Consider the following 25857-nt stretch of genomic DNA (forward strand, 5'->3'; position numbering starts at 1 on the left):
TTATCTTGAGTGTTTGGTCCTAAGAACTAAAGATAAGGATTCTTTTTTAAGGGCGGGAGAGAGGCAGACATCTGTTTGTATATCTCTTCTGCAAGGCCCATAGATTCGTTTTGAGAAATGTTTTTGGCATACTCATCATAAAGCATGTCTTCGAAAATTTCTTCCGCATACCCACCATCGATCATCTTTTCTTTGTGGATGGTGTTTTTCATTTCTTTTAACATCATCTTCACAAAAACAGATTCAAATTCGACAGAAGCATCATAGAGTTTTTTTCTGTAAGGATCTTCTTTGATTTCCTCACGAATGTTTTGCGGTGTACGAAGTGAGGAAGAACTGACCTTCCCCATTAGTTCTTCATGGGTTTCCATTAGGTTTTGGAAATCGGACAGACCTTGTTTTTTCGGCTTCTCTAAATCATTCGAATAAGATTTCATCCGGTTGAGGATGGATTCATCTTGTGAGCGGCTAAGCCTTCCCGAATAGTCTTGGATTTTGTGAATGTCCATATTATGTCTTCTATTTCTATCGGCAGATTTTCAAATTACTGAATCACAAGTTCTGCTTTTAGGGCCCCTTGTTTTTTCAGGGCCTCCAGAATGGAGATGATGTCCCGAGTGGAGGCACCCACTTTGTTCAAGGCAGCTACTACATCTGACACTTGTGTAGTTTCCTTTAAAACAAAAACCGACTCCCCCTTCCCTTCGTCTTGGATGGGGAAAAAATACCGCGCCTTGTCCCTATTGGCAATCTGTATGGTGAGACCTTGCTGCGAGATCGCAACTTCATCGATGGGAATGTTTGCTCCCATCACGATGGTACCCGTTCGTTCGTTGATGACCACACGCGCCACGGGCGAGGAATTGACTGTTAGATTCTCTAATTTTGCTAGAAAAGCCAAATCCAATTTAGGTTCTCCGGCCACAAGTTCCCCTGCTGCATTTTGGCTCGAAGCCTTTAGTGGAAGCGGAACTAGAACTTCTGTAGGTGACACCACTTCTGGAACTACGGAAAGCTCAGCAGTGATGACATCTACAATTGCACCCATAGTCGTGTAGTCTTTTTCTAGTAATGTAAGTTTCACCGATTTGGTCACAGGAGCATTGGGAACCGATTTTTCTAAAATGGCACCCATGGGAACAAGGGCTGTATTGGATCCTGATTTTTTGTCAGCCCCACCACGTTTTTTTTCTTTCCCGCCAAACACAAGTACGCCGGAAGCAACAGCGATGGTTTCTCCATTTCCTGCCTTCAAGGGAGATTGCAAAAGCACTCCCCCTTCCAAAGAACGCGCATCGCCTAGAGAAGAGACAAGAATATCAATTTTGTCCCCTTCTTTGAGGTTGACCGGAACATTGGCTGTGATGAGAACCGAAGCGGTGTTTTTCGCATCCCTTAGATTCTTCTTTGTATTCACGCCAAGACCGCTTAAGTAATTTTGTAAGGCTTCTTCTGTGAGAGGATTTTTTGTATCTCCTGTTCCATTGAGACCCACAACAAGACCAAAACCCGTGAGTTGGTTTTCGCGAACCGCATCAATCCGCACTAAGTCCTTTAGACGTGTTTCGACAGCCAATATAGGAAAAGAGATCATAGCCACTATTGCTAGAACTATATATGATCTAAAGACAAATGAAAAATGGATCCTGACTACTTTGCAAAAAGTTGGGATCGAGGATAAACCATTCGGTTCAGTGGGGTTCATTTCTATGGTTGCCATTCTCTTTTACTCACTTTCCCCTAAGAGTCGTTTGATATTCTTTAAGATGATTTCTTGTTTTTCTGGTTCCGAAAGTTCCGCTTTTTCCGTTACCGTTCCATCGGGATTAGTAATTCGTTTCATTTGGATATTGGGATTGGTTAATTCTTTCGGATTTAAAGTTCCTTGGTATTCTACACGGAGGTTGGCAATCAGGTCACTTGCGATAAACCGATTTTTATCTAGGTCTTCGGGAGAAATTGTTCCCGACAAACGAAGGTTAATTCTTTCTTCTGATAGATTGAAAACCTTACTTCCCTCAAGCTCCAAGTTTCCTGTTCCTGGATCAATTCCTGTCACAAGGACTGCCATCACACCGACCACTTTTCCCTGGGATTTTGATTTCCCTACTTTGGATCGCATGTATGTAGAATTAGAATTATAAGTAGGAAGGTCAGGAACTAACTTTTTATCGGGAACCGTTTTGATGTCATTATCAAAGGTAGCTTTGTATTCTGATTCGTATTCTACCCGAAGTCCATTTTTTAAAACCACTTTCACAACCGTTCCTGGTTGGATCGTCTTTGGATAGGAATAAGGATCTTTATCTTTCCATAAAGATTCAGCAGATAGGATAGAAAGTCCAGTGAGGGTTAAGATACCAATGGAGACTAACTCACAAATCAAAATCAAAAATTCTCTTCCGAAGGAGGACCTTCCGAAGAAACTCAAATTGGTATTTGCGTTCGGATTTAAATATGATTTTGGATTCAATTTTGTATCTAAATGTATTTTTGATTTCATAAGAACTTTAAATCTCTTCCAGAAGGCAAATCCCTTCATTTTGAACTCGGGCTTTGATGATTTTTTGCGAAGCTAAGTTGAGCACCTGGATTTCATCCCCACGATTTCCGGAAGCAAGGGCCCTTGTTTTAATTTTTAACAATAAATTTCCGGCTGTATAAACCAGTTGGACTTCTTGTCCTCTTTCGATGGTATGAAGAGTTCGCACTTGTTTTCTTTCAATAGCAACATCACCTGTGAGAACACCAAGCGCCGTGTTCCCCACAGGGCTTTCGTCCAAATACTCGCGATTGTGGTCTGCGGTAAAAAATTCTTTGAGGGCCACATCCGCTTCCGTAAGTATGGTTTTGGATGGAATCTCTCTTGTGGTGAAGTAGGCTTTTTTCTTTTCTTCAATAAGAAAAGGAATGGATTCAGAATGCACCATCTTCCCTTCAAAATAATAGTCCAAAGGAAAAAGACGTTTTCCTGCATGGAGGGTACGGCCGGTATTTCTCCAAACAAGTTTTGTACCAGTGATCGTCTGGATGGAATCTTTTTCGGAACTCAAACGAATGGAATTACCTTCCTCGCCGAGAGAACCATCGACAGACTCTTGTAATTCTTTCCAAAGACTTCGTTCTAAATCTTTCCTACCGACAACACTTGTTTTCGGAAGTAGAATTCCCTCTTTTCCCATCACTTCAAAAGAAACTTCTTCCCCCGTTTCTTTTCTGTAACGCGCGTTTAGCGATTCCTTTAGAGTTTCTGGCTCCATTACCAAGGGAGATTGTAAATTTTGAAAGAGCACCGGGTTCCAATTTCCTTTCCAGTTGGTAAAATCGGACAACCGAATCTCACTATTTCCCACAATGGTTTTGGGTTTTAAATAGAGTCGATTGTCTTTCTCCTTTGCCAACATGGGCCAAGAAAGAACCAAACTAAAAAGGATAAGAAACCAAAGTTTCATTAACGTTTCAAACCAATCGCCGTAGAAAGCATGTTATCTGAGGTTTGGATGGTTTTGGAATTCGATTCATAGGCCCTTTGTGCCACAATCATATTCACCATCTCTTCCACGATTTTTACGTTACTCATTTCCAAAAATCCTTGGAGGACACTTCCATATCCCTCTTGGGATGGCATTCCCGGAATCTCTTGGCCAGAAGCTACCGTTTCCCGAAACAAGTTTTTACCAACGGCTTGAAGGCCAGCAGGGTTTACAAATCGGTAGAGTTCCAATTGGCCAATGGTTGTTGGGCGAATGTCATTTCCAATTTTGACAGTGACTTCCCCTTCTTCCGAAACCATAAGGGTATTGAGGATAGCATTTTCAGGAAGGATGATGGGTGGTTCGAGTAAGTAACCGTTCGAGGTCACCACTTGTTGGTTCGAGTCGATCTTAAAGGATCCGTCCCTCGAATAAGAGAAGGTTCCATCCGGCATTTGGATTTTAAAAAATGCCATCTCCCCTGTAAGGGCCAGGTCGAGTTTGTTTCCTGTGGCTTGGAAAGATCCAATCTCGAATAACTTCTGTGTGGCGGCAACTTTTACGCCATGCCCCACATTCACACCAGTAGGAATTTCGGAAACAGAGGTGGCCGGAGTTCCCGCAAGTACTTGGTGTTGGTAAACTAAATCTTCAAAGTCCACACGGTTCTTTTTAAAACCAGTAGTGTTTACGTTAGCCAAGTTGTTGGCAACGGTATCAATATGAAATTGTTGGGCAATCATCCCGGTAGCGCCGGTCCAAAGGGATCGCATCATAAAAAGGCACCTCTACAGCTTTCTATCGGTAGAGTTTGAAAAAAGCTAAGTGTCTTTTTTCCTAGTTATGTCTTATTTTCCTGTGCTTCCAAACCCGCCGGTTCCCCTTTCTGTGACTGAGAGTTCCGTCACCACTTGGAGGGAAAGTTGGCCGACAGCCTGAAACACAATCTGTGCGACCCGGGTTTCTGGCTCCAAAACAAAGTCCGCCCCACTCAAATTAAGGAGAGGGATGAGAATCTCTCCCCGGTAATCGGAGTCGATGGTTCCTGGGCTATTGGGCATCAGGATTCGGTTTTTGGTAGAGAACCCACTTCTTGGTCGGATTTGTCCTTCATACCCATCCGGGATGGCCATGGCAAGGCCCGTCGGAACAAAAACCACTTCGCCCTTGGGAAGGATGAGATTTTCAGTGAGGCAAGCCGAAAGATCCATTCCGGCGGAACCGGACGTTTTGTATTCAGGAACCACAGCCCCTGGTTTTAAAATCTGGAGAGATACAATAGGAGGTTTCATAGGAATTATTTACTTACCAAGGACTTACTATAAGAATTCGCAATTCAGACACCAAATTGAACGGGGATTTTAGAAAATTGGGTTTCAGACATATCACCCACACAAGACAAATGCACTTTTTTCAGGTCGAACAACTGTTTTGCGGTTTCATTGATTTCTTCCAAGGTCACGGACTTAATCGATTTCATTCGGTCTTCCAAAGAGAAATACTTTCCATAATAGATTTCTTGGAGTCCGATATTATTCATTCGGTTCTCGGGAAGTTCATACCCAATCGCAATGGAACCCATCTGGTTTGATTTTGCATCCGCCAGTTCGGATTTGGAAAAACCGTTTTTGGAAATACTTTCTAATTCTTTTAGAATAAGCTCCACACAACGTGCCGCCTTCTCTTTGGAAGTCGCCGAGGAGATAGAAAATAGTCCCGTTGTTTTGTAATAGGAAGGAAAACTATAAATGCTATAACAAAGGCCCTCTTTTTCACGAATGTTTTGAAAAAGTCGTGAGGCCATCCCCCCACCAAGAATTGTGGAGATGAGTTGGGTGACAGTGACGGTTCGGTAATCTCTCTTGTTCCCATTTACCCCAAGCATAATATGAAACTGTTCGATCTTACGTCGTTCCAAATGTTTGGAATAGTGTTTCTTAGGTGCGGGAATGATGAGTTCTGTAGGATTTTTACCCTTCGGATTTTCAAAAGAAAAATATTTGTTTGTGAGATCTAAAATTTTTTCCCAAGTAAAGTTTCCAGAAACTGAAATTACCATGTTTTTCGGGAAGTAGTGTTTCTGAAAAAAAGTGCGGATGGATTTTTCACTCACACCTGTAACTGATTTTTTGGTACCAATGATATCACGCCCGTAAGGTGACTTCCCAAAAATATTGCGAAAGTAATAATCATACACAAAATCATCTGGGGCATCTTCATAAGAACGCATCTCTTCCATAATGACACCCTTCTCTGTTTTGATGTCTTCCTTCCTAAAAAGGGGGCGAAATAACATATCAGAAAGAATATCAAAAGCAAGCTCCGCTTGGTCTTTGATGGCCACTACATAATATTGAGTGTATTCACGACCCGTGGATCCGTTCAAAATCCCACCCACGCGTTCAATGGATTCAGCGATTTCTTTACTGGTCCTACGCTCTGTATCTTTAAAGAGCATATGCTCTAAAAAGTGAAAGTAACCGTGTTCGGAATTAGTTTCGGCAAGACTGCCCTGTTTCAAAAAAACACCCACCCCCATAGAGGATGCGTGTTTCATCGGTTGGAAGAGAACCGTTAACCCATTGGGTAAAACGGTGCGTTTGCATTCGATAACGGATGCCATTTGGTTACTCCCCCCAAACAATTGTTTGGGGACTGTTTAGTTGTCTAGAAGAACATCCTTTCTGGAAAGGTCGATTTTTCCCATTTTATCAACGGAAATCACCTTCACTTGGATCTTGTCTCCTTCGGAAACAATGTCACGAACCGATTGCACTCGTTTCACATCTAGTTTAGAAATGTGACAGAGGCCTTCTTTTCCTGGCAAAATTTCGACAAAAGCACCAAAATCAGCAATTCGTTTGATGACACCATCGTAGATTTTACCTACTTCGATTTCTTCAAAGATTCCGTCGATCATGGCGATGGCTTTTTCTTTAGCTTCTTCACTTGGAGAGGCAATGGTTACCTTTCCTGTGTCATCCACAGAAATCTCCGATCCCGATTGTTCGATGATCGCACGGATCATTTTACCACCAGGACCAATGAGTTCGCCAATGCGATCTTTTGGAATTTGTTTCAGAGTGATACGTGGTGCATTTAAACTCAAATTGCCTTTGACTGAAGAAATCGCTTTGTTCATTTCACCGAGGATATGATCACGACCCACTTCTGCTTGTTCGATGGCTTTTTGGAGAACTTCCAAACCAAGTCCATTGACTTTTAAGTCCATTTGGAAGGCTGTGATTCCTTTTTTAGTTCCTGCGAGTTTGAAGTCCATATCACCGAAGTGGTCTTCGATTCCGGCGATGTCAGAAAGTACCGCAAACCGACCTTTTTCATCACTGAAAAGACCCATGGCAATCCCAGAAACGGCACCAGAAATCGGAACTCCTCCAGCCATAAGAGCTAAGGTTCCCGAACAAACGGAAGCCATAGAAGAAGAACCATTGGATTCTAAAATTTCAGAAACAATACGAATGACATAAGGAAAGTCTACTTGAGTTGGAAGGACTTTTTTAATCGCACGTTCTGCTAGGTTTCCGTGACCAATTTCACGACGACCAGGTCCAGAGTTACGTCTTACTTCCCCAACAGAGAATGCAGGGAAATTGTAGTGCAACATAAAGTTCTTTTCTTTCGAACCTTCCAAAGTTTCGTATCTTTGGTTGTCAGAAGTAGTTCCGAGAGTCACAACACCAAGGGATTGGGTTTGTCCTCTTGTAAACACTGCCGAACCATGAGGCCCAGGAAGGACATCAATCTCACAAGAAATTTGACGAATTTCATTGGTTTTACGACCGTCAAAACGAATTCCTTCGCCGAGCACCAGTTCGCGGACCACTTCGTATTCTAGTTCATGTAAATAATGTTTGATATCTTTTGATTTGTCTTCTGGAGCCAGTAGAGCTTTAAAATGTTCTACTGTTTCTTTATTGATGGCTTTGATGTCATCATTACGTTTTGCTTTATCAGAATTTTTATTAGCAGCTGTCAAACGGTCGAAAGCAAATTCACGAATTTTTTTATGGAGGTCTTTGTCAGGCGCTTTTAAAACGACTTCCTTTTTCACCGTTCCATTTTTCTTCGCTAATTCCTCTTGCATCGCAACAGCAACTTTTAGTTGTTCTTGTGCAAAACGGAGAGCCGCCATCATATCTTCTTTAGAGATTTCGCTTGCTTCCCCTTCAATCATTACGATAGCATCTTTAGTTCCAGCAACCACCAAATCCAAATCCGATCTAGTGATCTCTTCGTTGGTTGGGTTCAGAACAAATTCCCCTGCAATCCTTCCAATACGAGCACCCGCAATTGGACCTGCAAAAGGAATAGAAGAAACAGAAAGAGCCGCCGAAGCTGCGTTAATCGCATGTCCTTGGACAGAAACTTGTTTGTCTGCAGATAATACTTGTACGAGAAGTTGTACTTCAGAGAAGTATCCTTCTGGAAACATAGGGCGGATGGGACGATCTAAAATTCGGGAAAGTAATACTTCGTGTTCCGCAGGTTTTGCTTCTCGTTTGAAGTATCCACCAGGAAAACGACCTACCGAGTAGGCTTTCTCAGTGTATTCGCAAGTAAGTGGGAAAAAATCTTGTCCTTCTTTCGGTTCCTCAGCGGCACAAACAGTGGCGAGTAGAACCAAATTTCCGGTTTTGTATACAACCGACCCGTGAGCTTGTTTCGCCCACTTGCCGGTCTCAATGGTGATAGAGTCTCTACCCCAAGTACCAGTCAACTCTGTAGCCATAGGATTTATTTCCTAAGGCCGAGTTTTTCAATCAGCTTTTTATAACTTTCTAGGTTGGAACGTTTTAGGTATTCCAACAAACTCTTTCTCTGGTTCACCATTGCGATTAGTCCGCGGCGAGAGTGGAAGTCCTTCTTGTTAGCCTTGAAGTGGTCAGTAAGGTCTTTAATACGAGAGTCGAGAAGAGCGATTTGTACTTCTGCAGAACCTGTGTCGTTTGGCTTGCTACCGAAAGTAGCAATGATCTGCTGTTTTTGTTCTTTTGTGATCATACAGTGTCCAGATTTTAAGAAGGTCTCATTTAGAAAACATAATTTTTAAGGAAGGGTCAAAAAATACTTTTCTGTATCGGTAGGGAATGTGGTCCGGTTTTCCTTCGTAAGAACACCAAGCAAGGATGGTGGTTTCATCGGAATCCAGGATATAAAACCCATTTTCCTCTACCTTCGGGAGTTTGTCCCAAATGTATCCCCCGTGGACCACTGCCTTCTTTTCCGCCTCGTCGGCGATGCGAATGGGAAGTGGAAAAACTTCTTTCCAGGTTCGCATGTCCTCGTGGGTGATTTCTTCCAAGGGTTTGACCCCGTTCAAATCGAATTCGCCGATGGATTCGCGGACAAGTCGTCCGAGAGACATTGGTATCCCCCATTTTTCCGATAGATCCAAAACAATTTTACGGATGTACGTTCCGGAGCTTACATGGATCCGAAAGGAAAAACCTGAGTTTGTCCTTTGAATGTCTGCTACTTTGTAGATGGAAATGGCTCTTTCCTTTTCTTCCACAAGGGTCCCTTCTCGCACGAGATCCGATTGGCGTTTGCCACCCACTTTGAGGGCAGAAATTTTAGGGGCTTTTTGAGAAGTAAGTGCGGTGAGTTTTCCGAGTTCTTCCTCCAATCGTTCGATGGGGAATTCCGATGCAAAGCGAGGGGTAATGGTTTCTCTCTCGTCCACCTCTACGACTCCCTCAGGATCTCCAGAATCTGTCTTTAGGCCCACCACCACTTCAGCGTAATAGGTCTTATCTTTCCCGAGAAAGACTTGGGAGAAAGCGGTGTAGTCACCGCAAGGCAAAATGAGAAGGCCTTCGGCGAACCGGTCAAGGGTTCCCGTGTGGCCGACTGACTTTTGTTTTAAGATGCGTTTGGCTTTTAAAACTAAATCGGAACTAGTGATGCCAGGGGGTTTGTAGACAAATAAAAAACCGGAATGGTAGTAGGTTTTCGACATCGGATCATTCACCTATACAAAGTGATTTGGGAAAAAACTAAGATGATTTGGAATCAGAATCCGTTTGGGGATCATCTTCCGACTCACCATCATTTTCCTCATCTCTTCCTTCGCTCGTATCCTCAACCTCTTCTGATTCAGAATCCTCTTCACTTGCATGCAGTTCATCAAAGAGAGTTTTGGGGGCGGATTCATCGATAAGACGAATCACATCCAAACTTTTGATATAGTGATTGTCCCAGACAAAACTAAATTTGGGGTTGGTATGAAGGTGGAGGTTCTTTCCTACGAAAGAAGAGAGAAAGCCCGCACAAGAAACAAGTCCTTGTGTGAGTTTTTTTCTTTCGTTGTTATTACAAAGAGCCGTGAAGTAAATTTTTGCATACTTGAGATCTTCGCTGATCTCAATCCGATGGAAACTCGGTAAAAAGACCCGAGGGTCTTTTACCTTACCTTGCAAAATCGCAGTGGAGATTTGGCGAATGATCTCCGATTCGAGTTTTTTCATTCGAATAGGATTCATTTAGGCCGCCTTAAAGTTTACGAGCAATCTCGCGAATCTCGTATGCTTCGATCTCATCACCCACAACAAAGTCATTGAATCCATCAAGTAGGATACCGCACTCAAACCCAGTAAGAACATCTGCCACGTCATCTTTCATACGTTTGAGGTTTTTGATCTTACCTTCCCAAGTGATTTCACCAGTTTCGCTCGAGATGACTCGAACGTGCGATTGTTTGGTGACCTTACCGGATTTGACCATACAACCTGCAATGTTACCCACTTTGGAAATTTTGAATACGTCTCTGATTTCTACCTTACCAATTACGTTTTCAACTTTTTCTGGTTCGAGCATTCCTTCCATGGATGCTTTCACTTCGTTGACTACATCGTAAATGATACTGTAGTATTTGATTTCTACTTTTTCTTTCTCTGCGAGGGAAACCGTTTTTGGATTCGCACGTGTGTGGAAACCAATCACAATCGCATTGGATGCCGATGCCAAAATGATATCGGAATCCACAATCGCACCCGTTCCCGCATGGATTACGTTGAGGCGAACATCTGCCGTAGATAGTTTTTCTAGGGCTTCTTTCACCGCTTCCGTAGATCCTCGAACGTCCGCTTTGATGATGACTTTGAGTTCTTTCAGAGCACCTTGTTTGATGATCTCGCTCATGTTGTCTAGAGTGACACGGGTCGCAGCATTTTTCGACTGGCCTAGTCTTTCATACTCTTGACGGCTATGAGAGATGGTGCGTGCTTCTTTGTCATCGATCACCACATCAAAAGGAGCTCCTGCATCCGGCACTCCATCGAGTCCAGTCACAAGGGCTGGAAAAGAAGGACCTGCTTCGCGGATGGAATGACCAAGGTCATCATACATCGCTCTTACACGACCCGCATGGACTCCGGCAACAAAGGCATCACCCACTCGGAGTGTTCCGTTTTGGATGAGGACAGTTGCCACAGCACCACGACCTGGATCGAGTTTTGCTTCGACGATGGTTCCTTTGGCTTTTCGTTTTGGATTGGACTTGTGGTCGAGAAGTTCCGCTTGGATGGGGAGCATCTCGAGAAGTTTATCAATTCCAATATTATTTTTAGCAGAGATATCACAGAAGATGGTTGTTCCACCCCATTCTTCCGGCTGTAATCCGTAATTGGAAAGTTCTTGTCTCACCTTCTCCGGGTTAGCGGCAGGTAAATCAATTTTGTTTACTGCAACGATGATCGGTACTTCTGCTTCTTTGGCGTGGTTGATGGCTTCAATCGTTTGAGGCATCACCCCGTCATCGGCAGCAACAACAAGCACTACAATGTCAGTAACTGAGGCACCACGTGCTCTCATGGAAGTAAAGGCTTCGTGACCAGGAGTATCCAGGAAAGCTACCTTTCCACGATTGGTTTCTACCTGATAGGCACCAATGTGCTGAGTGATTCCACCAGATTCCCCTTCTGCCACTCGAGAGGAACGAATGGTATCCAAAAGTTTGGTTTTACCATGGTCCACGTGACCCATGATCGTTACTACTGGAGGACGAGTGATATAATCTTCCGGCGCATCCTTTTCTTCTTCGATGACGGTTTCGTCGTAAAGAGAAACAATCTTCACCTTACAGCCGTAATCGTCTGCAAGGATAGAGGCAGTTTCTGCATCGATCACATTATTGATCGTTACCATCATCCCCATTTTCATGAGTTTACTGATGACTTCGCCAGGTTTTAAATTCAGTTTTTTAGCGATTTCTCCCACTTGGATGTTTTCCAAAATGGAGATTTCTTTAGGGACAGCAGCAAGGGCCGCAGCCTGTGCCTTTTGTTTACGAAAGGATTGTTTGAAAAACTTAGTGTTTTCGTTTTCTTCCCTTCCGCCCTTCTCTTTATCAAAGACTCTCTTTTTCGCTCCGCCAGGGCCACCAGCTCCAGGAGGTCCACCCGGTGCTCCAAAAGGAGAATCTCCAGGGGGTCTTCCCGCACCAGGGCCACCTTGACCAATCGGTCTGGCTCCACGATTTCCTTGGTATCCGCCGGGACCACCTTGTCCGGGTCCACGATTTCCTTGGTATCCACCAGGGCCACCTTGTCCGGGTCCACGATTTCCTTGGTATCCACCAGGGCCACCTTGTCCGGGTCCACGATTTCCTTGGTATCCACCAGGGCCACCTTGTCCGGGTCCGCGATTTCCTTGGTATCCGCCGCCCTGTCCAGGACCACGGTTTCCTTGGTACCCAGTTCCTTGCCCTTCCGGTCTTTGCGGACGCGGAGTGGTAGGCCTAGATACAATCGGGTTACGATCTTCTTTTCTAAAATAACCTTGGTTTCCTCCACCACCTTGGCCTTGTTGGCCAGGCCCACCACCTTGACGGTAGTTCGGAGAAGAGGTGTCCCCAGAGAGAATGGATTCCGGTTTGCGGTCCATCGGAGGTCTCTCTCGTTCTGGTTGTTGCTCGGGCTTTCTGTCCGGACGAGACACAATGGGTGATGCTTGGGAAGGAGCTTGTGGACCGGAACCGAGTCCCTGTCTTTTGGCTTCCTCACGAATGAGTTCATTCAAATCCTTCTTTTTGTCCGAGGCTGGGGAAGAAGTTTTTACTACTTCTGCAGCTTGTTGGCCAGAATTGGATTCTTTTTTCTCATCTGCAGGTGCCGCTTTTTTCTTGATGACAAGCTTTTTCTTGGTTTTGTCACCACTGGCTCCCTGCTGGAGGGTTTCTTTAATCGATTTTTGCTCTTCCATATTATGCCTTAAAACTTAACCCTCTTCTACCCATTCGATAGATTCACGAAGCAGACGTAAAATTTGTTCTGCTGTGGTTTTCCCGATTCCGGAAATTTTCGAAAGTTCCTCTTGGCTGAACTCGAGAAGGGTTTCCACGTTTTTGATCCCGCCGGCTTCGAGAAGACCAACGATCCTTGGAGTAAGACCAGGAACTTCGGAAAGCGGAGTGAATCCGGAATCCTCTTCTTCTTCGTCCCCACCTTCATTGTATTGGTCTTCTGATTCTTCCATTGCTTCTTGTTGGGCATTGAAGAGTCGATCCAGTTTTTCGCGAGCTTCCGGCGAAGCCAGTTCCTGGTTGTATTGGGATACAGTTTTGATGTCGATTTTGAAACCGGAAAGTTGGGAAACTAGTTTGACGTTAGATCCGTTGATTCCGATGGCAAGAGAAAGAGATTCATCCGGAACGATGACAAGGGCATCTCCCCTCTTTCTATCCACATGCACTTCTACTGGTTTGGCAGGAGAAATGGCATTGGCGATAAAAATACTTGGTTCGTCTGAATGGAGAACAATGTCGATTCTTTCGTTTCCGAGTTCTCTTACGATGGCTTGGATCCGAACCCCTTTCATTCCCACGCAAGCCCCTACAGGATCCACATCAGACTTACTAGTGGTAACTACCACCTTAGTTCTGTAAGATGGAATACGAGCGACATCGCGAATTTCCACAATCCCATCATACACTTCAGGAATTTCCATCTCGAAGAGTTTTTTCACAAAGTCACCCGATGCACGAGAGAGTGTGATGACAGGCATTGGTTCGCGGGGACGAAGTTCCACACGAGAAATGATTGCTTTCATCCGATCCCCTTGGCGGTATTTTTCGCCAGGGTTTTGGTCTTTTTTAAGCATGATTCCTTCGACCTTACCGAGATCGATGGACATGATGTCTTTTTTCCATCGTTGGAAGTACCCGTGAGTGAGTTCTCCTTCTTTGGATTTATACTCTTGGTAAAGTAATTCCTTTTCCATATCACGCAAACGTTGGAAAACCATTTGTTTGGCTTGGCTGGAAAGAACCCGAGAGAGGTCTTGTGGTTTTTCAAACACACGCATTTGGGTTCCCACTTGTGCTGCGGGATCCAATTTAGTTGCCTCTTCCAGAGAGATCTCTAGAGGGTTTGTTGTTTTATCTTCTACCACGTCTCGAAGGACAGAGATGATGATTTCGTTTTTGTTGTCGGAACCGAAGTCTACTTGGCAACGGTCATCTGTCTCCGCTTCCAGACCGACTTTTTTGCGATAGGCGGCGAGAAGTGAGTCTCGGATGACACCGAGTACGAGTTCTCTATCAAGAGATTTGTCCTGACAGAATTGTTGGATGGCTTCGAATAGCCCAGTTTCTTTCGTTGCTTGTTTTGTCGCCATAGTCTTAAATTTCTAAATACAAATTTCCCTTTCGTATTTCTGCGATGGGCATAGATACCGATTTTTGGTTCTTTTTGTGTCGAGTTTTACGATCGTAAAGCGTAAGCTCAACTGAATCCCCCGAAACCGGTCCCAAACGATACAATCGTTTGTCCCATTTTCCTGCTTCCAGCGGTACTTCTAGTTTGACTAAAAGTCCTTGGAAACGACTTAAATCCTCCGGCAGACGCAAAACACGTTCTGCTCCCGCGGAGGAGACTTGGAGAGTGAAATCAAATTCCTCTCCCCATAAATCCAGCTCCTCTTTGAGTCCCCTAGAAACATTTTCACAGTCTTCCAAACTAGCGGAGCCAGTTTTGTCTGTGAGATGATCAAGTTCTATCTCAATGAGGGCGTGGTTCTTCCGATTCTGTACTTGGAGCGAAAAAAGCGCTAGAGGTGGAGCGAGAACGCGTAAAATAAGTTCTCTGATGTTTTCCTCGGTATATACCAAACCATTTCCAAAAGATTCCAAAAGGAATCCGTATAAGAGACCCAGCTCATGCTAAAATTTAACATGTCTACTGTCAAGCTAGGAAAAGCGAGTTGTCCTGTAAATAAAAAATTAGGGAATGGATGTTGCACCATGCGAACCCTTTATCTTTTCCTCACCCTCTTACTTTCCGTATCCTGCCTTCGCTTCCGAGTTGAGAACCTGAAAGAAGAAATCCTCTTTCGCATACCTCTTGGACAAACCAACGAGAGTTTTGAAGGTGTGGTGGTAAACCAAGTACTCACCAATGTCCCACTGACCATTCCCAACTCTTCCAATATTAGCGCAGTGGCGGACAATAAACAAGCCGTAATCAAACTTTTTGACAGAAATGGGAGACTTGACGCCACTCTAGGCAACCCAGATTTTAAATCCATTTCCGGAATTCCGCACTACCCCTTTCGATTTGGTGGAATTGGAATTGTGGCCATGAACGAAGATGGGGATCTCATTGTTCAAAACAGAATTTCTACCAAGGGAATGGAACTTCCCCAAGGCCAAGAAAACTTATACAAAACCTACAGTGGTGCTTTTTCCACCCAAGGGGCGACAGTCCTACCTTCCTTCCTCGTACAAATTTCCCAAAAAGGTGTCGTAAAGTTTATGTTAGGGGCTTCTGGAAAAAACTCAGAACCTTTTCGTTACATTGAATTCATTTTGCCAGGAGATGGAGAAAAGTTATTTGTTTACCACCGCATTGCAGAAGAAATGCGACTTTCGTATTTTGAAGAAGGGGAACTGAAAGGAAACCTAAAAGAGTCGGGTCTCGATGTATTTGCTAGTAATGATGCCAAAGAATATGACATCACTCTCGATAAACTCCTACCTCATCCAGAAGGAGAGTATGTATTAGGTTCTTTTAGTTATTATTCCAAAAAGGACAAACGATTTAAGTTTCGCAGAATCTTTCGTTTTGTTTTTGATTCCAAACAGTCAGAATTTTTAAAAGAAATCCAAGATCCATCAGAGATTTTATTTTCCATTCGCAACAATGGAGAATTTTATATTTGGGAAACAGAAGACGGTGGAAACTCCGCAAGACTCCAAGTCCATGACAAAGAAGGAAACCATATCAACAACAAACGGATTCCTTTTTCCAGTCCGAGAGGACAGTGGAGAGAAACGTATACGGATGCTTTTGACAATATCTATTCGGTTCGGATTCGTGCGGGCGCGCTTGAAGTGTATCGTTGGATTTAATGAAACAAAAACCCTTATTCACAAACAAAGAATCTAAGGCCTTAGATTCTCTCGCAACAAAGGAATTAGGGTTTCATGAACAAACCTTAATGGGAATGGCTGCCCTTTCTGTTTTTCATGCCAACGAAGACTTGTGGAAAACTGCAGAGTCGATTTGGATTCTTTCTGGAAGCGGAGGAAATGGTGGGGATGGTTATGCTTTGGCCCATACTCTCTTCCAAGAAGGTTATTCCGTTCGGTGTTTTGCTACCTCCCCTAACAAAAACGAGGCGGGAAAATTTTACGAAGCGCTGGTTTCGAAAACAATCGGTGCCATTGGTAGTGTAGATGATTTTTACGAAACATGGGAAGAGGCAGAAGAAGACTCAGTCCTTCTTGTGGATGCCCTTCTCGGAACCGGATTTCAAAATCCTCTCTCCGAAGAACTGACGGAACTCATTGATACCATCAATGAGTCGGATGTATTTTTTTACCGGTTGTCTCTGGATACAGCAAGCGGTTGGAATCCTTATTTGCTCGGAGAAAAAGATTCGAAGGCCCATAGTTTTGTTTTTGCTGATTCCATTGAGGAACTGGGAACTCGGAAATGGGAAAACATTGGGTTTATTTATGAAAAAGATTCCATCATCCCGAGGTATTATGAATCGATTGGATTTCCAGTTCGCTCTCATTTAAACAATGTTACCTTTTCCAAACGATACTATTTGGAAGCCGATCCTGAAAACGCCATCGCTATCATCAAAAGAAAGAACAAAGACCATAAATACAGTGCAGGTTCCGCTTTATTTTATGGAGGTGCTGAGGGAATGGAAGGTGCCATCCTCCTTTCCGAACAGGCCTTTTCTCGGTTAGGTGGAGGGATTAGTAAGATTTCTTCTCCCTCTTTAAAAATCAGCTCCCTGATTCTCAAAGAGGATCTTTCCAAAATGGCAAAAACAAGTTCTCTTGCAGAAACACTCGAAGATCCTTTTTTAAAAAAAACAAAGACAATCGTAGTGGGCCCGGGTCTCACCCAGTATCCGAATGATCTGAGTGGATGGGAAGTTCCAGAGGACTTTCGTTTGGTATTGGATGCAGGGGCCATTCCCACAAAAGGAAGTGCTCTTCCCAAAGGAAATCAAATCCTTCTCACTCCTCACGTGGGAGAGCTAAACCGAATGACAGGGATTACCCACCATTCCGTTCAGGCCGCCTACGATACATTAGTTGATTTTTGCCCCAAAAACAATGTGTATGTGCTTTTGAAATCCTTTGTAAGCCTTCTTGTTTGTCCTGATGGCTCTTCTTATGTTTGGGAATCACCCAATCCGAAACTTGCTACGATGGGAACAGGGGATTTACTCTCAGGAATCCTCGCTCGGTATTTGAGTTTGGACTTGTCCATTCCAGAAGCAGTGCATTTGGCACTATCTTTACTCGACCATTCCAAACAATTAGAAGAACCCTACCCTTCCGCCCACCAAATTCTAAAATCTCTTGTGGAGATCATTTAGATGGGAAAAGGATACCACTCTCGTTCCCCCGAAGAATTTCGAGATTACCTAAAACAGATAGGCGATAAAAATAAAAAAACAAGATGGAGGCAGATTGTCCTTCTTATTGATTTAGTCCTTGTGGTTCTCATTTTTTATATTGGGTTTCGCGCACTGAACCCAGGAAGTTTCCAAAATCGAACTCAGTCCGACAAACAGATCGTAGACGGTTACCCTACATATTTGAGTTTATCGAGAGAAGAGGATGACCAGTTCCAAGGTTATTTTTTGTTTATAGAAAACAATACAAAGGCAGAAATTCATGTTCCAAACCCTGGTTGGAAATCAGAGTTTCGTATCCAAACAAGAAATGGAATTTTGTGTTTTCAAGAAGAGATCCAATGGGAGAACCGAACCATTCCAGCAGAGGCCAATGGGTTTTTGTATCATTCGGTTGCCAAAAAAAAATGGAAGGACTTAGTTACAGACTGCCGTAAGGAAATTTTTGATGAAGAGGCTTCAATATTCCGATCAAAGTTTCGATCTCTGGATTTAGGTTTTTATGCTCAGGTCCTCATCCATTCCGAAGACAGAACTTTTACCTTCCAAATCAAACAAAAGCCATATAAGTAAAATGGGACAGGATTGTCCCTTAGGTTCCTATTCCTTCATCAAAATTTAACGACTGTTATCCTAAATTAAACTAACATTACTTGCCAATCGTAACCGCGGGATATTCTTCTAGATAACTTTCACCGTTAACACCGTAGTAAACGACCTTTCGGCTTGCGAAATCAACGTCATAACCGATGACTCCCGCCTCCCAAGCAGATTTGAGAAATTCAGGGAATGTACTTCGGCCTTCCTGATCGGTGCGAAGAGCCGTGATGAGGGCCGCACGGTCAAAGTTTGCAATCTCATGAACACCGGTTACAAGAGGTGTTCCTTGCTGCACAACAGAACCCTCTTTCAAATAGTAGATTGCTTGGCAGGATGGTAGTGACCAACGGTTTGTAACCACACCGGCATTCCGAAGGACTTCCGCAAGGACAGGAAAACCTCCTACTTTCGGACGAATGGACATCGCAAATTTTTGCGCATCTGTGAGTCTAGTTGTGATTGTGCTCATGATTTTCTCCTTATTCAATGGGGTTAGTTTTTAGTTTATGTATTTCTGCTAGTTTGATTAGGGTCTTCATGAGAAGATCTCTTTCGGACTTGGAAAGTATGGAAAAAAAGACCCTGTCATTTTCATCAGCGATCTGAGAAAGTTTGGGCACTAACTTGGTCGCTTTGGGTGTCAATCGGATGTCTTGGTACCGACGATCAACGGAGGCCTCTGTGCGAATTACGAGGCCCTTGTGTAAAAGCCGATCAATGAGTTTGGAAACGGCACCGCGAGAGAGCCCAGTAATCTCTGCAACAGCACTTGGCGAGGTGTTTTCTTTATTGGAATACATTTCCCGAAGGATGACCCACTCGGCAACGGTCACGTCAAGAGAACCCAAAGCTTTTGCAAAAGAATGGGAGACCGCATTGGAAACAATCCGCAAACGATATCCTAGATGGGATTTTAAATGGCTTGGTGTGAGGGTTTCCTTTTTTGCCATTTTTGAATTTTAGTTTCCTAGGAAACTATTGTCAAGGAAATTAATTTAAAGGATAATGTAATTTTTACAGGCTCCGGTAAAAACCAACATTTTTGCAAGATTTCCATCTGTCGATTCACAGTAAATTTTGCGAGAAGGATACGGCGGGCTTTAGGTCCGAAGGACGGGAGCGTAAGCGCACCCCAGAGTAGCCTGCTCCCGCAGAAAAGAGAAAAGTGTTCGCCAAACGGTAGTGATGTTTATAAATCAGGAAAGGTTCGGGACTCGCCCAAAAATTGATTCTTCATTAGATAAGTTAACCGCTGCTTAAAAATATTGCTTATGTGATTACTTATCTAAAAAATAATTTGGTGGTCATTCAAAGATGGATCATCAACTGCCATTCATCTCAATTCTTCCTGCAAACGTTCTGCTGCGGTTTCCAGAATCATTGTCCGAGCAAAGTATTTGTCATTGGCTGGGACTAAAAACCAAGGTGCTTTTGGGGCATCTGTTTTCTGGAACATTTGGTTTGCTGCTTCTTCGTAGAGTGACCATTTGTCACGGTTACGCCAGTCTTCATCGGTGAGTTTCCAACGTTTGAGAGGATCGTTTTTCCTGGTTTCAAAGCGTAACAGTTGTTCATCGGAATCGATATGAAGCCAAAATTTAATGACTATGGTTCCAAAACTCACCAACTGTTCTTCAAATAAGGAAATTTCTTCATACGCTCTTGACCATTCCGATTCGGAAGCAAAACCCTCTACTCGTTCCACAAGGACACGCCCGTAATAAGATCGGTCAAAGATTCCGATATGCCCTTTTTGGGGAATTCGGTTCCAAAACCTCCATAAATAGTGGTGTTGGATTTCTTCCGAATTTGGTGCGGAGATATTATGGACTTCAAATAATCTTGGATCAATTTCCTGTGTGAGTCGGCGGATAGCCCCACCTTTACCGGCAGCATCCCAACCTTCGAATACAAATAAAACTGGTCTTTCCTTGGCTTTAGAAAGAAAAGTAAGTTCTCTGATTCGATTCTTTAAAATTTTCATCTTCGCCTGGTACTCGTCAGGTGGTAATTTTTTAGTTTTATCTAACTGATTTAAATGGAGTATCCGGCTTGTATTATTAATATTTGATTTCATGGGATAAGCTCCGTTCCGTGGTTTATCGACTGGAGTGCGGTTCTTGAGTCGAATTGTAGAATGCGTTCTAACCGTTCGAGAATGGATTCAAAGACAAGAAGTTTCGTGTCTTCTTTTTTATCACTCGTGATGATTTGCCAAGGAGAGTCGATGGTTCTAGAGGAACTCAGGATGGAATCAAAAATTTCGAAGTAACGATTGTAATGTTCTCCTTGGTCTTTATCAAATGCGGAGAGTTCCCATTCCTTTTTCTTTTTTTTGGAATCTTGTAAGCGTTTTTTTTGGTCTTTTTTAGAAATGTGTAAAAAGAATTTATGAACAATGATTTTATCTTTGGAAAGAATTCTCTCCGTGTTTAAAATAGAAAGTAACCTGTGATCATATTCAGAAAGGCTGATTTTTTTGTCGGAACGAAGGAAGGCTAAGCGACTGTAGTAGGTATTGAGATAAAACAAAAACTCACCGTAACGGGGAACCACACGCCAAAAATTCCAAAGAAAGGGATACCCTCTATCTTCTGATTGGTGCACATAAGGTGAATACACCTTAAACTTCCTGGGATCCAAACGAATGGTTAATGATTGTAAGATGGAACCTTTGCCGGTGGAGGCAAAACCTTCTAACAAAAAAATATGTGCAATTTTTTGTTTGGAACTTTCCCGTTGTAACAAAAAGAACCTTTCTTGTAAATCAGTAAGGTCACTCGTCGAATACTTGGGGATCTGATTGGTTGGATGTCTTTCTAAAACCACAAGGAAAAATCATAGGTAAGTTTTTCAAAAAACCTACCTTTTTTTATTTATCTTTTTGATTACATGGGTTTAGGAAATCCGGGTCCCGTGGCCCTTGCGATATGATCTAGTCCCTTGTCTTGGTTCTCATAACGCGGAATCAAATGCACATGTAAATGAGGAACTCTTTCCGCAATGGCAACGATATACATTTTTTCGGGATTGTGTTCTTTCAAAATCTCTTTGGCTTTGTAGAGAGCTCGGCCGTAGTTTTCAAACTCGCCGATTCCCAAGGTAAACCAAGACTCCAGATGTCTACGGTGTTCCATATACAAATACCCTTCTAGGTTTTGGTCTGCTTTTCGGAGTATCCAATCTTCGTTTTGGAAGAGGATTTGAGTTTCATTTTTATGGGCTTCACAGATGGGACAATTCATCATTCTTCCCAATTTGGCCGATAGGTAAAGAGATGAGAATCTATTTTTTAATCATCCTATTCCTATCTCTAATAGGTGCCGAACGGACTTTCGCCCAGACCCAAGGTGATTCTCAAGACCCACTTACCGAATTCATTTATTCGCTTTCTGAAGTTGTATTTTCCAACCCATTTCGTAAAGAGGAAACAGAGATTCGCAAACGAATCAATGAATCGAACACCGCCGAAGTAAGAGACCTCCGCATTCAATTGAAAAATACCCTTCGCTCCCTTAGTCTCACAAAAACGGATGCAAAAACAAAAAATAAAAACCTAACTTTGTTTGAAGGGGCATTGGAAGCGTTACCTAGCCTTGGTGGTCTTCTTTGGAAAGAGGAAACGGGAACTGTCTACCAGTGGGGAGACTGGTCGGATTTTTATGAAGATGGGTTTAGCAAAGAAAAATTGAGACTGGAAGGCCAAATCCCTTCTTTCTCCTACGAAGGTGGCACTCTTTATTTTTTTCTAAAAAATCCCCCGGGTTCCTTCCCGGCCGAATTTAGTTTTCTTGGTTGGGAGTCTCGTTTTTATGCCTTTGGTGACGAAGGTTCTTTACGTTATACCAACGATTTCCATTTGGATCCGTCCGAGAGACTGGGCGACTTTCGCAAAGCCTTCGATTCCATTCGTAAAAAATTCCCAGGCTCCCATATTGTCACTGCCAATGACTTAACGATTTTTATTGTTCCGGGCGACCCAAAACCAATTTATTACATTTTTCTTTTCCTTCGTTTTTTCCTCATCGGCTGGACCATCCTCCTTGCCCTCTACATCATTCGTATGAGCCTCTCTCCTCCAAAAAATCATTTGCCCGAAGACAGGCCCCACCTATCCTGACATTACATCCATCACCATGCCCTGGTAGTTCAACGGATAGAACATCGGTCTTCGGAACCGACAGTGGGGGTTCGATTCCCTCCTGGGGCACCAGTTAAGTTTTTCAAAACTAAATCCACATAACAAAAGTAAGCTTAGGAATCGAACAGTTTTGTGAGCCAAACGATTTCGACCCCGTGAAGCACCGGAGCCTGCAGCGGGAGGTGCGAAAGCGATGGCTCGCCTGACAGGCGAGAGGGTGGAAGGAGAAATGGTTTGGTTAAGCCGACCCGGATGGGAGGCGACGAACAAAACCGTGCCTCGGAGCGTCGGTGAGCCATGAGGGCGAACCAGCAGAGAGGGCGATTCCCTGCCTTGGGCACCAGTTAAGTTTTTCAAAACTAAATCCACATAACAAAAGTAAGCTTAGGAATCGAACAGTTTTGTGAGCCAATCCGTTGCGACCCTAGTCCTGCCTATCCCAAAGCTGCTTATTTTTCACAATCTCGGACCTTTATCAGCATTAGAGGCAGCATTGTCCAAACAAAGCGCATATGTTAAAAAGATTGACATAGTAAAATTTTTAAATTCTTCAGGTGAAAAATCTTTTGTAGCATTTGGTACAACAAGAGGCAATTCTTTCCCGTATACTTCTCTACAATTGTCCCTTAAAGTAGATGCATTTGGTTTTCCACATCCTAAAGTAGTAAATATTAATAAAAGAGTAAATGGAAATTTATATGATTTCATGGACTATAACCTAACCTATCTATTATGATAAATTGTATTAGCATATCAGCATTTGCATTAATCGAATAAATATTTACATTAGAAGGATAAGCTATAAATGCATACTTATATTTTCTCTCACCAACACCGTAGCCAAAAGTTCCTGCTCTCTTATCTGCCTTATTCTCTGATTCCAATTCTCCAGCTCCATAATTTAACAACGCTCATGTTGCTCTTCTGCCTTACCATTTCTAAAGGGATTCTAATGGCTTACGACATACCTTACCTGGACCATCTATTGTTATTCAAAAAGGTGTAGTCTCGCAAAAAGTCTGCCAACGTTATAACCTTGGCTAATGCCTTCCACTCCATTCTTTTGCATCACTGACACATACATGATAGGTTAGCAAATTCAATGTAGACCTTCCGAAACTTTGATTTTTTCTTAAGTTTTTTTAACTTTTATAACAAAATTTAAATGATACCGATAGTATCTAAAAAATCCACCGGGGACAAACTCATTCAAAAGATCGAACAAATTATTAGACTTATATGAAATATTACCTATTTCGATATGAAGCGATTCATCATCATTTAATGGAATATTTTGGATATCTTCTTTTAATATTTGCTCTATATTTCCATTATCATAAGTTCCCAATAATCTACCAAAGTAAAATGATAAGAAAAAGTATTCAGAGACAAAGACAGCTCTTTCCTTGATTATATCTCCATCTTTCGACATTTTAGCGCTTATTACAATTCTACCGATTTTTCCTTTGCATTCGCACTCTTCCAGTGGTTGATAGAATGTTGTCCCTTTCATTAACACCGGATGGAGATCATAACTTACACAATTAAATAGAGAGAATAGAAAAAAGATATAGGATAAACTTCTAAATCGGATCATCTTCATTTAGAAAACTTCTCCTGTCACATAATAGCTTTTGTTAGTAAAACCTAAAGGATAACCAACATAAATCCAAAGACCAGACGTAAACAATCCCAAGGGATTGGGTAAAACACTGAAAGTAAACCATGATTTATTATAAATTCGGACTTTTAACTTTTTTAATCCTTTCGCACCAGGATACTTTTTTAGTTCTTTTTCAATACCCTCCTGAATGGTTTGGTTGGAGGAAAAACCATAACTAAACCAGTAGAAGTTAGTTTGATCTAATTCAAAATCAGTGATTTTATTGTTATTCAGGTCGGAAAAATAAAAATCGTAATTCGAATTTTCAATTTTCATTTCCAATGAATTGCAACTAAAACCTATAAAAAGAATAGAAAGAACCAATAACATTCTGCAAAAATGCTTCATTTGCATGTTTAACCTCACCTGTCAATCGCTACCAGCAAACGTTCCTAGTCCCGAATATTGAACCAATTCAATAACATCACTACCGTTTGGCGATCACTTTTCAGCTGTTCGTCGGATTTGGCGACTCAGGGATTCCTGCGTTCTCTGACATCCTTCCGAGAACGCCAGTCGTATCCTTCTCACTTGGGGGGATATATTCGTAAATTTGCACCAATGAGAGCCACTTTCCGGCTTTCCAGCATTTACAACGTTAGCCTGGAGGAATCAAAATACACTAAGCATAATTTTTATAAATTAAAAATCCTTACAGTTGGCTATGCAACAAAGAAAAGTTCCCAGTAGAATTTGCTTCACAACTACGAATTTGACCAAATTTGTTTTCACCGCCACATGCTATAATTGAATTTCCGATTTGTTCGAAAACAAACAGTGCCCTTGAAGTAATAAAGCTATAAGGCTCCTTAGTAAGCACTCCTGCATTAGAAACTTTATAGCAATCCTTTGGCTCAGTATAAATATTATTTTCTAGCCGACCACCTCCGCAAATGAGAACGTCGGTGCCTACCTTTACAGCTCCTTGTGCAGAACGAGACTCAGCCATATTCCCGATGACAGAAAAGTTTCCTGTCCCAAAATCAAAAACTTCCAATGATTTCGAATAAAAATAATTACCATTCATATCAAAGGAATAACCTCCTGAAAATACGACACGATTATTATCTAATAGGTTTGCCGTATGATTGGAACGAGCTACTGACATCTGCTGTCCAACTAACGTGAAGGTATTAGTGTTAGGATCAAAAAGTTCTGCCGATGACAAAGTTTCATTTGCACCATCACCACCAACAATCAATACGTTTCCATTATTCAAAAGTGTTGCCGAATGTCTTCTTCGCGAAAAGTTCATATCATTTATTAGCTGAAATGAATTTGAACTTGGATTAAAAATCTCTGCTGACTTTAACTTTTCAGATTGTTTTCCAAAACCACCTGTAATCAAAACCCTACCATCATTTAAAACAGTGGCAGTATGATAGGTTCTAGGAATATTCAATGACGAGACCGTCGTAAAAGAGTTATTTGCAGGATCGTATATTTCTGAATCAGAAAGAATGAATCTACCATCATACCCCCCAATGATCAATATCTTACCATTCTTTAAAGTGACTACTTCATGTTGGTGCCTTGGTTTGTTCATCGAACCTAAATAGGTAATTTGATTTTCTGTCAATTTGTAAACATTTGACAAAGAATATGATCTCTGACTATTCCCACCAAACAATAACACTTCAGTTGCTGAGTATTTAGCTGATCTTTGCTGCTTTATACCAAAGGGAGAAAAAAAATCATAAATTAGAAATAGACCTAATAGCTGTTTTTCCCTATCAGATTTTTTATCTTTATCAAAATCCTTAATTAAAATGCATTGGCTAAAAATTAGAATACACAAAAGACTTAAAATAAAATTCCTAGATATTTTCATATATTATCCCTTATCTCACTTATGACACCAAGACTACCAAAGGAATCAAAACTTAGTATATTTGGTTCCATCTCTCTTGGTTTCTGTCATACAAGTTTGGTATGAAAAAAAGCGTATTTATCCGACTATATATGGCGATCACTTTTTCCGTGTTTGTCGGGGTCAGGCTACTTTTGGGTCCTGAGTTCGCTCCCGTCCTTCTGACCAAGCCCGTCGTATCCTTCTCGTTTTTTTTGGGGATGGTTGCTTG

At 42.3% G+C, this 25857-nt stretch carries 28 protein-coding genes and 1 tRNA gene; 5 read left to right on the forward strand and 24 right to left on the reverse strand.

Features of this window, described 5'->3' with window-relative positions:
* Positions 1-26: 26 nt before the first annotated feature.
* The 14 genes from LEP1GSC195_RS06670 to rimP form a co-directional block, all read right to left on the reverse strand.
* Entirely contained in the window at positions 27-509 is a 483-nt protein-coding gene (locus LEP1GSC195_RS06670; RefSeq protein ID WP_015681398.1) for a rod-binding protein, read from the reverse strand.
* Positions 510-544: 35 nt separating this feature from the next.
* Entirely contained in the window at positions 545-1594 is a 1050-nt protein-coding gene (locus LEP1GSC195_RS06675; protein WP_232227722.1) for a flagellar basal body P-ring protein FlgI, read from the reverse strand.
* Between the two features lie 132 nt (positions 1595-1726).
* Positions 1727-2503, reverse strand: coding sequence for a flagellar basal body L-ring protein FlgH (locus tag LEP1GSC195_RS06680; protein ID WP_015682621.1), 777 nt, complete (start codon positions 2501-2503; stop codon positions 1727-1729).
* Positions 2504-2510: 7 nt separating this feature from the next.
* Complete coding sequence (flgA, locus tag LEP1GSC195_RS06685) at positions 2511-3452, reverse strand: flagellar basal body P-ring formation chaperone FlgA (RefSeq protein WP_015682191.1); 942 nt, start codon at positions 3450-3452, stop codon at positions 2511-2513.
* Positions 3452-4249, reverse strand: a complete 798-nt coding sequence (gene flgG, locus LEP1GSC195_RS06690; protein WP_012388518.1) for a flagellar basal-body rod protein FlgG — start codon at positions 4247-4249, stop codon at positions 3452-3454. The genes flgA and flgG overlap by 1 nt, the downstream gene beginning before the upstream one ends.
* A 72-nt stretch (positions 4250-4321) precedes the next feature.
* Complete coding sequence (gene dut / locus LEP1GSC195_RS06695; protein WP_015682208.1) at positions 4322-4765, reverse strand: dUTP diphosphatase; 444 nt, start codon at positions 4763-4765, stop codon at positions 4322-4324.
* A gap of 44 nt (positions 4766-4809) precedes the next feature.
* The gene (locus LEP1GSC195_RS06700; protein ID WP_015681075.1) at positions 4810-6096 is read right to left on the reverse strand and encodes a M16 family metallopeptidase; all 1287 of its coding nucleotides are present in this window, start codon (positions 6094-6096) and stop codon (positions 4810-4812) included.
* A 36-nt stretch (positions 6097-6132) separates the two neighbouring features.
* Positions 6133-8223 carry a polyribonucleotide nucleotidyltransferase gene (gene pnp, locus LEP1GSC195_RS06705; RefSeq protein ID WP_015680602.1) on the reverse strand — a complete coding sequence of 697 codons (2091 nt, stop codon included), beginning with the start codon at positions 8221-8223 and terminating at the stop codon, positions 6133-6135.
* 5 nt (positions 8224-8228) lie between these two features.
* On the reverse strand, positions 8229-8495 hold the full coding sequence (gene rpsO / locus LEP1GSC195_RS06710) for a 30S ribosomal protein S15 (RefSeq protein ID WP_015682432.1): 267 nt from the start codon (positions 8493-8495) through the stop codon (positions 8229-8231).
* 25 nt (positions 8496-8520) lie between these two features.
* The gene (gene truB, locus LEP1GSC195_RS06715) at positions 8521-9453 is read right to left on the reverse strand and encodes a tRNA pseudouridine(55) synthase TruB (protein WP_015682561.1); all 933 of its coding nucleotides are present in this window, start codon (positions 9451-9453) and stop codon (positions 8521-8523) included.
* 37 nt (positions 9454-9490) lie between these two features.
* Positions 9491-9976 (reverse strand): 30S ribosome-binding factor RbfA, encoded by a 486-nt coding sequence (rbfA, locus tag LEP1GSC195_RS06720; protein ID WP_015681265.1) that lies wholly within the window; start codon positions 9974-9976, stop codon positions 9491-9493.
* Between the two features lie 10 nt (positions 9977-9986).
* A complete protein-coding gene (gene infB, locus LEP1GSC195_RS06725; protein WP_015681770.1) occupies positions 9987-12695 on the reverse strand; it encodes a translation initiation factor IF-2 in 2709 nt (902 codons plus the stop codon).
* A 15-nt stretch (positions 12696-12710) separates the two neighbouring features.
* Positions 12711-14108 carry a transcription termination factor NusA gene (gene nusA, locus LEP1GSC195_RS06730; protein ID WP_015681204.1) on the reverse strand — a complete coding sequence of 466 codons (1398 nt, stop codon included), beginning with the start codon at positions 14106-14108 and terminating at the stop codon, positions 12711-12713.
* 4 nt (positions 14109-14112) lie between these two features.
* Positions 14113-14622 (reverse strand): ribosome maturation factor RimP, encoded by a 510-nt coding sequence (rimP, locus tag LEP1GSC195_RS06735; protein WP_002987116.1) that lies wholly within the window; start codon positions 14620-14622, stop codon positions 14113-14115.
* 111 nt (positions 14623-14733) lie between these two features.
* On the opposite strand from rimP, the gene LEP1GSC195_RS06740 reads away from it, so the two are divergent.
* Genes LEP1GSC195_RS06740 through LEP1GSC195_RS06750 form a run of 3 tightly spaced genes read left to right on the forward strand, consistent with a single transcriptional unit; the run spans position 14734 to position 17945 of the window.
* Positions 14734-15840, forward strand: a complete 1107-nt coding sequence (locus LEP1GSC195_RS06740) for an LIC_12708 family protein (RefSeq protein WP_015682793.1) — start codon at positions 14734-14736, stop codon at positions 15838-15840.
* Complete coding sequence (locus LEP1GSC195_RS06745) at positions 15840-17333, forward strand: NAD(P)H-hydrate epimerase (protein ID WP_015680620.1); 1494 nt, start codon at positions 15840-15842, stop codon at positions 17331-17333. The genes LEP1GSC195_RS06740 and LEP1GSC195_RS06745 overlap by 1 nt, the downstream gene beginning before the upstream one ends.
* Positions 17334-17945, forward strand: a complete 612-nt coding sequence (locus LEP1GSC195_RS06750) for a hypothetical protein (protein WP_015681356.1) — start codon at positions 17334-17336, stop codon at positions 17943-17945. It begins immediately after the preceding gene.
* A 76-nt stretch (positions 17946-18021) separates the two neighbouring features.
* Here the strand turns inward: LEP1GSC195_RS06750 and LEP1GSC195_RS06755 are convergent, their stop codons facing one another.
* From LEP1GSC195_RS06755 to LEP1GSC195_RS06775, 5 genes are all read right to left on the reverse strand, one after another.
* Positions 18022-18441 (reverse strand): DUF1398 domain-containing protein, encoded by a 420-nt coding sequence (locus LEP1GSC195_RS06755; RefSeq protein WP_015682170.1) that lies wholly within the window; start codon positions 18439-18441, stop codon positions 18022-18024.
* A 10-nt stretch (positions 18442-18451) separates the two neighbouring features.
* Entirely contained in the window at positions 18452-18922 is a 471-nt protein-coding gene (locus LEP1GSC195_RS06760; protein WP_015681900.1) for a MarR family winged helix-turn-helix transcriptional regulator, read from the reverse strand.
* 383 nt (positions 18923-19305) lie between these two features.
* Positions 19306-20049: a polyphosphate kinase 2 gene (locus tag LEP1GSC195_RS06765; protein ID WP_015682441.1), complete on the reverse strand. Its 744-nt coding sequence runs from the start codon at positions 20047-20049 to the stop codon at positions 19306-19308.
* Positions 20046-20801 carry a polyphosphate kinase 2 family protein gene (locus LEP1GSC195_RS06770; protein WP_015681070.1) on the reverse strand — a complete coding sequence of 252 codons (756 nt, stop codon included), beginning with the start codon at positions 20799-20801 and terminating at the stop codon, positions 20046-20048. The genes LEP1GSC195_RS06765 and LEP1GSC195_RS06770 overlap by 4 nt, the downstream gene beginning before the upstream one ends.
* 59 nt (positions 20802-20860) lie before the next feature.
* A complete protein-coding gene (locus LEP1GSC195_RS06775) occupies positions 20861-21217 on the reverse strand; it encodes an HIT family protein (protein ID WP_015682721.1) in 357 nt (118 codons plus the stop codon).
* Between the two features lie 32 nt (positions 21218-21249).
* Between LEP1GSC195_RS06775 and LEP1GSC195_RS06780 the strand changes: the two genes are divergently transcribed.
* Positions 21250-22092 carry a hypothetical protein gene (locus LEP1GSC195_RS06780; protein ID WP_015682178.1) on the forward strand — a complete coding sequence of 281 codons (843 nt, stop codon included), beginning with the start codon at positions 21250-21252 and terminating at the stop codon, positions 22090-22092.
* Between the two features lie 18 nt (positions 22093-22110).
* Positions 22111-22185, forward strand: a tRNA-Arg gene (locus LEP1GSC195_RS06785).
* 384 nt (positions 22186-22569) lie between these two features.
* On the opposite strand, the gene LEP1GSC195_RS06790 is transcribed toward LEP1GSC195_RS06785, so the two are convergent.
* From LEP1GSC195_RS06790 to LEP1GSC195_RS06810, 5 genes are all read right to left on the reverse strand, one after another.
* Positions 22570-22821, reverse strand: coding sequence for a hypothetical protein (locus LEP1GSC195_RS06790; RefSeq protein WP_015681087.1), 252 nt, complete (start codon positions 22819-22821; stop codon positions 22570-22572).
* Positions 22818-23021, reverse strand: a complete 204-nt coding sequence (locus LEP1GSC195_RS06795; RefSeq protein ID WP_040506506.1) for a hypothetical protein — start codon at positions 23019-23021, stop codon at positions 22818-22820. Before LEP1GSC195_RS06795 ends, LEP1GSC195_RS06790 begins: the two co-directional genes overlap by 4 nt.
* Before the next feature lie 224 nt (positions 23022-23245).
* On the reverse strand, positions 23246-23626 hold the full coding sequence (locus tag LEP1GSC195_RS06800) for a hypothetical protein (protein WP_156827640.1): 381 nt from the start codon (positions 23624-23626) through the stop codon (positions 23246-23248).
* Between the two features lie 90 nt (positions 23627-23716).
* On the reverse strand, positions 23717-24052 hold the full coding sequence (locus tag LEP1GSC195_RS06805; protein ID WP_232227724.1) for a hypothetical protein: 336 nt from the start codon (positions 24050-24052) through the stop codon (positions 23717-23719).
* Positions 24053-24428: 376 nt separating this feature from the next.
* Complete coding sequence (locus LEP1GSC195_RS06810) at positions 24429-25607, reverse strand: Kelch repeat-containing protein (protein ID WP_015680786.1); 1179 nt, start codon at positions 25605-25607, stop codon at positions 24429-24431.
* Between the last annotated feature and the right edge of the window lie 250 nt (positions 25608-25857).

The sequence above is a fragment of the Leptospira wolbachii serovar Codice str. CDC genome, from assembly GCF_000332515.2.
Classification (GTDB): Bacteria; Spirochaetota; Leptospiria; order Leptospirales; family Leptospiraceae; genus Leptospira_A; species Leptospira_A wolbachii.

Excerpts from the sequence above, each read along its gene's own strand:
- LEP1GSC195_RS06740 (WP_015682793.1), top strand. The coding sequence starts at position 14,734 with ATGCGAACCCTTTATCTTTTCCTCACCCTCTTACTTTCCGTATCCTGC.
- infB (WP_015681770.1), bottom strand. The coding sequence starts at position 12,695 with ATGGAAGAGCAAAAATCGATTAAAGAAACCCTCCAGCAGGGAGCCAGT.
- LEP1GSC195_RS06755 (WP_015682170.1), bottom strand. The coding sequence starts at position 18,441 with ATGAGCACAATCACAACTAGACTCACAGATGCGCAAAAATTTGCGATG.
- LEP1GSC195_RS06750 (WP_015681356.1), top strand. The coding sequence starts at position 17,334 with ATGGGAAAAGGATACCACTCTCGTTCCCCCGAAGAATTTCGAGATTAC.
- LEP1GSC195_RS06800 (WP_156827640.1), bottom strand. The coding sequence starts at position 23,626 with ATGAAAGGGACAACATTCTATCAACCACTGGAAGAGTGCGAATGCAAA.
- truB (WP_015682561.1), bottom strand. The coding sequence starts at position 9,453 with ATGTCGAAAACCTACTACCATTCCGGTTTTTTATTTGTCTACAAACCC.
- LEP1GSC195_RS06760 (WP_015681900.1), bottom strand. The coding sequence starts at position 18,922 with ATGGCAAAAAAGGAAACCCTCACACCAAGCCATTTAAAATCCCATCTA.
- flgG (WP_012388518.1), bottom strand. The coding sequence starts at position 4,249 with ATGATGCGATCCCTTTGGACCGGCGCTACCGGGATGATTGCCCAACAA.
- LEP1GSC195_RS06675 (WP_232227722.1), bottom strand. The coding sequence starts at position 1,594 with ATGATCTCTTTTCCTATATTGGCTGTCGAAACACGTCTAAAGGACTTA.
- nusA (WP_015681204.1), bottom strand. The coding sequence starts at position 14,108 with ATGGCGACAAAACAAGCAACGAAAGAAACTGGGCTATTCGAAGCCATC.
- flgA (WP_015682191.1), bottom strand. The coding sequence starts at position 3,452 with ATGAAACTTTGGTTTCTTATCCTTTTTAGTTTGGTTCTTTCTTGGCCC.
- LEP1GSC195_RS06670 (WP_015681398.1), bottom strand. The coding sequence starts at position 509 with ATGGACATTCACAAAATCCAAGACTATTCGGGAAGGCTTAGCCGCTCA.
- rbfA (WP_015681265.1), bottom strand. The coding sequence starts at position 9,976 with ATGAATCCTATTCGAATGAAAAAACTCGAATCGGAGATCATTCGCCAA.
- LEP1GSC195_RS06765 (WP_015682441.1), bottom strand. The coding sequence starts at position 20,049 with ATGAAATCAAATATTAATAATACAAGCCGGATACTCCATTTAAATCAG.
- LEP1GSC195_RS06780 (WP_015682178.1), top strand. The coding sequence starts at position 21,250 with ATGAGAATCTATTTTTTAATCATCCTATTCCTATCTCTAATAGGTGCC.
- LEP1GSC195_RS06775 (WP_015682721.1), bottom strand. The coding sequence starts at position 21,217 with ATGAATTGTCCCATCTGTGAAGCCCATAAAAATGAAACTCAAATCCTC.
- dut (WP_015682208.1), bottom strand. The coding sequence starts at position 4,765 with ATGAAACCTCCTATTGTATCTCTCCAGATTTTAAAACCAGGGGCTGTG.
- LEP1GSC195_RS06700 (WP_015681075.1), bottom strand. The coding sequence starts at position 6,096 with ATGGCATCCGTTATCGAATGCAAACGCACCGTTTTACCCAATGGGTTA.
- LEP1GSC195_RS06680 (WP_015682621.1), bottom strand. The coding sequence starts at position 2,503 with ATGAAATCAAAAATACATTTAGATACAAAATTGAATCCAAAATCATAT.
- LEP1GSC195_RS06790 (WP_015681087.1), bottom strand. The coding sequence starts at position 22,821 with ATGAAATCATATAAATTTCCATTTACTCTTTTATTAATATTTACTACT.
- LEP1GSC195_RS06810 (WP_015680786.1), bottom strand. The coding sequence starts at position 25,607 with ATGAAAATATCTAGGAATTTTATTTTAAGTCTTTTGTGTATTCTAATT.
- LEP1GSC195_RS06805 (WP_232227724.1), bottom strand. The coding sequence starts at position 24,052 with ATGAAAATTGAAAATTCGAATTACGATTTTTATTTTTCCGACCTGAAT.
- LEP1GSC195_RS06745 (WP_015680620.1), top strand. The coding sequence starts at position 15,840 with ATGAAACAAAAACCCTTATTCACAAACAAAGAATCTAAGGCCTTAGAT.
- rpsO (WP_015682432.1), bottom strand. The coding sequence starts at position 8,495 with ATGATCACAAAAGAACAAAAACAGCAGATCATTGCTACTTTCGGTAGC.
- pnp (WP_015680602.1), bottom strand. The coding sequence starts at position 8,223 with ATGGCTACAGAGTTGACTGGTACTTGGGGTAGAGACTCTATCACCATT.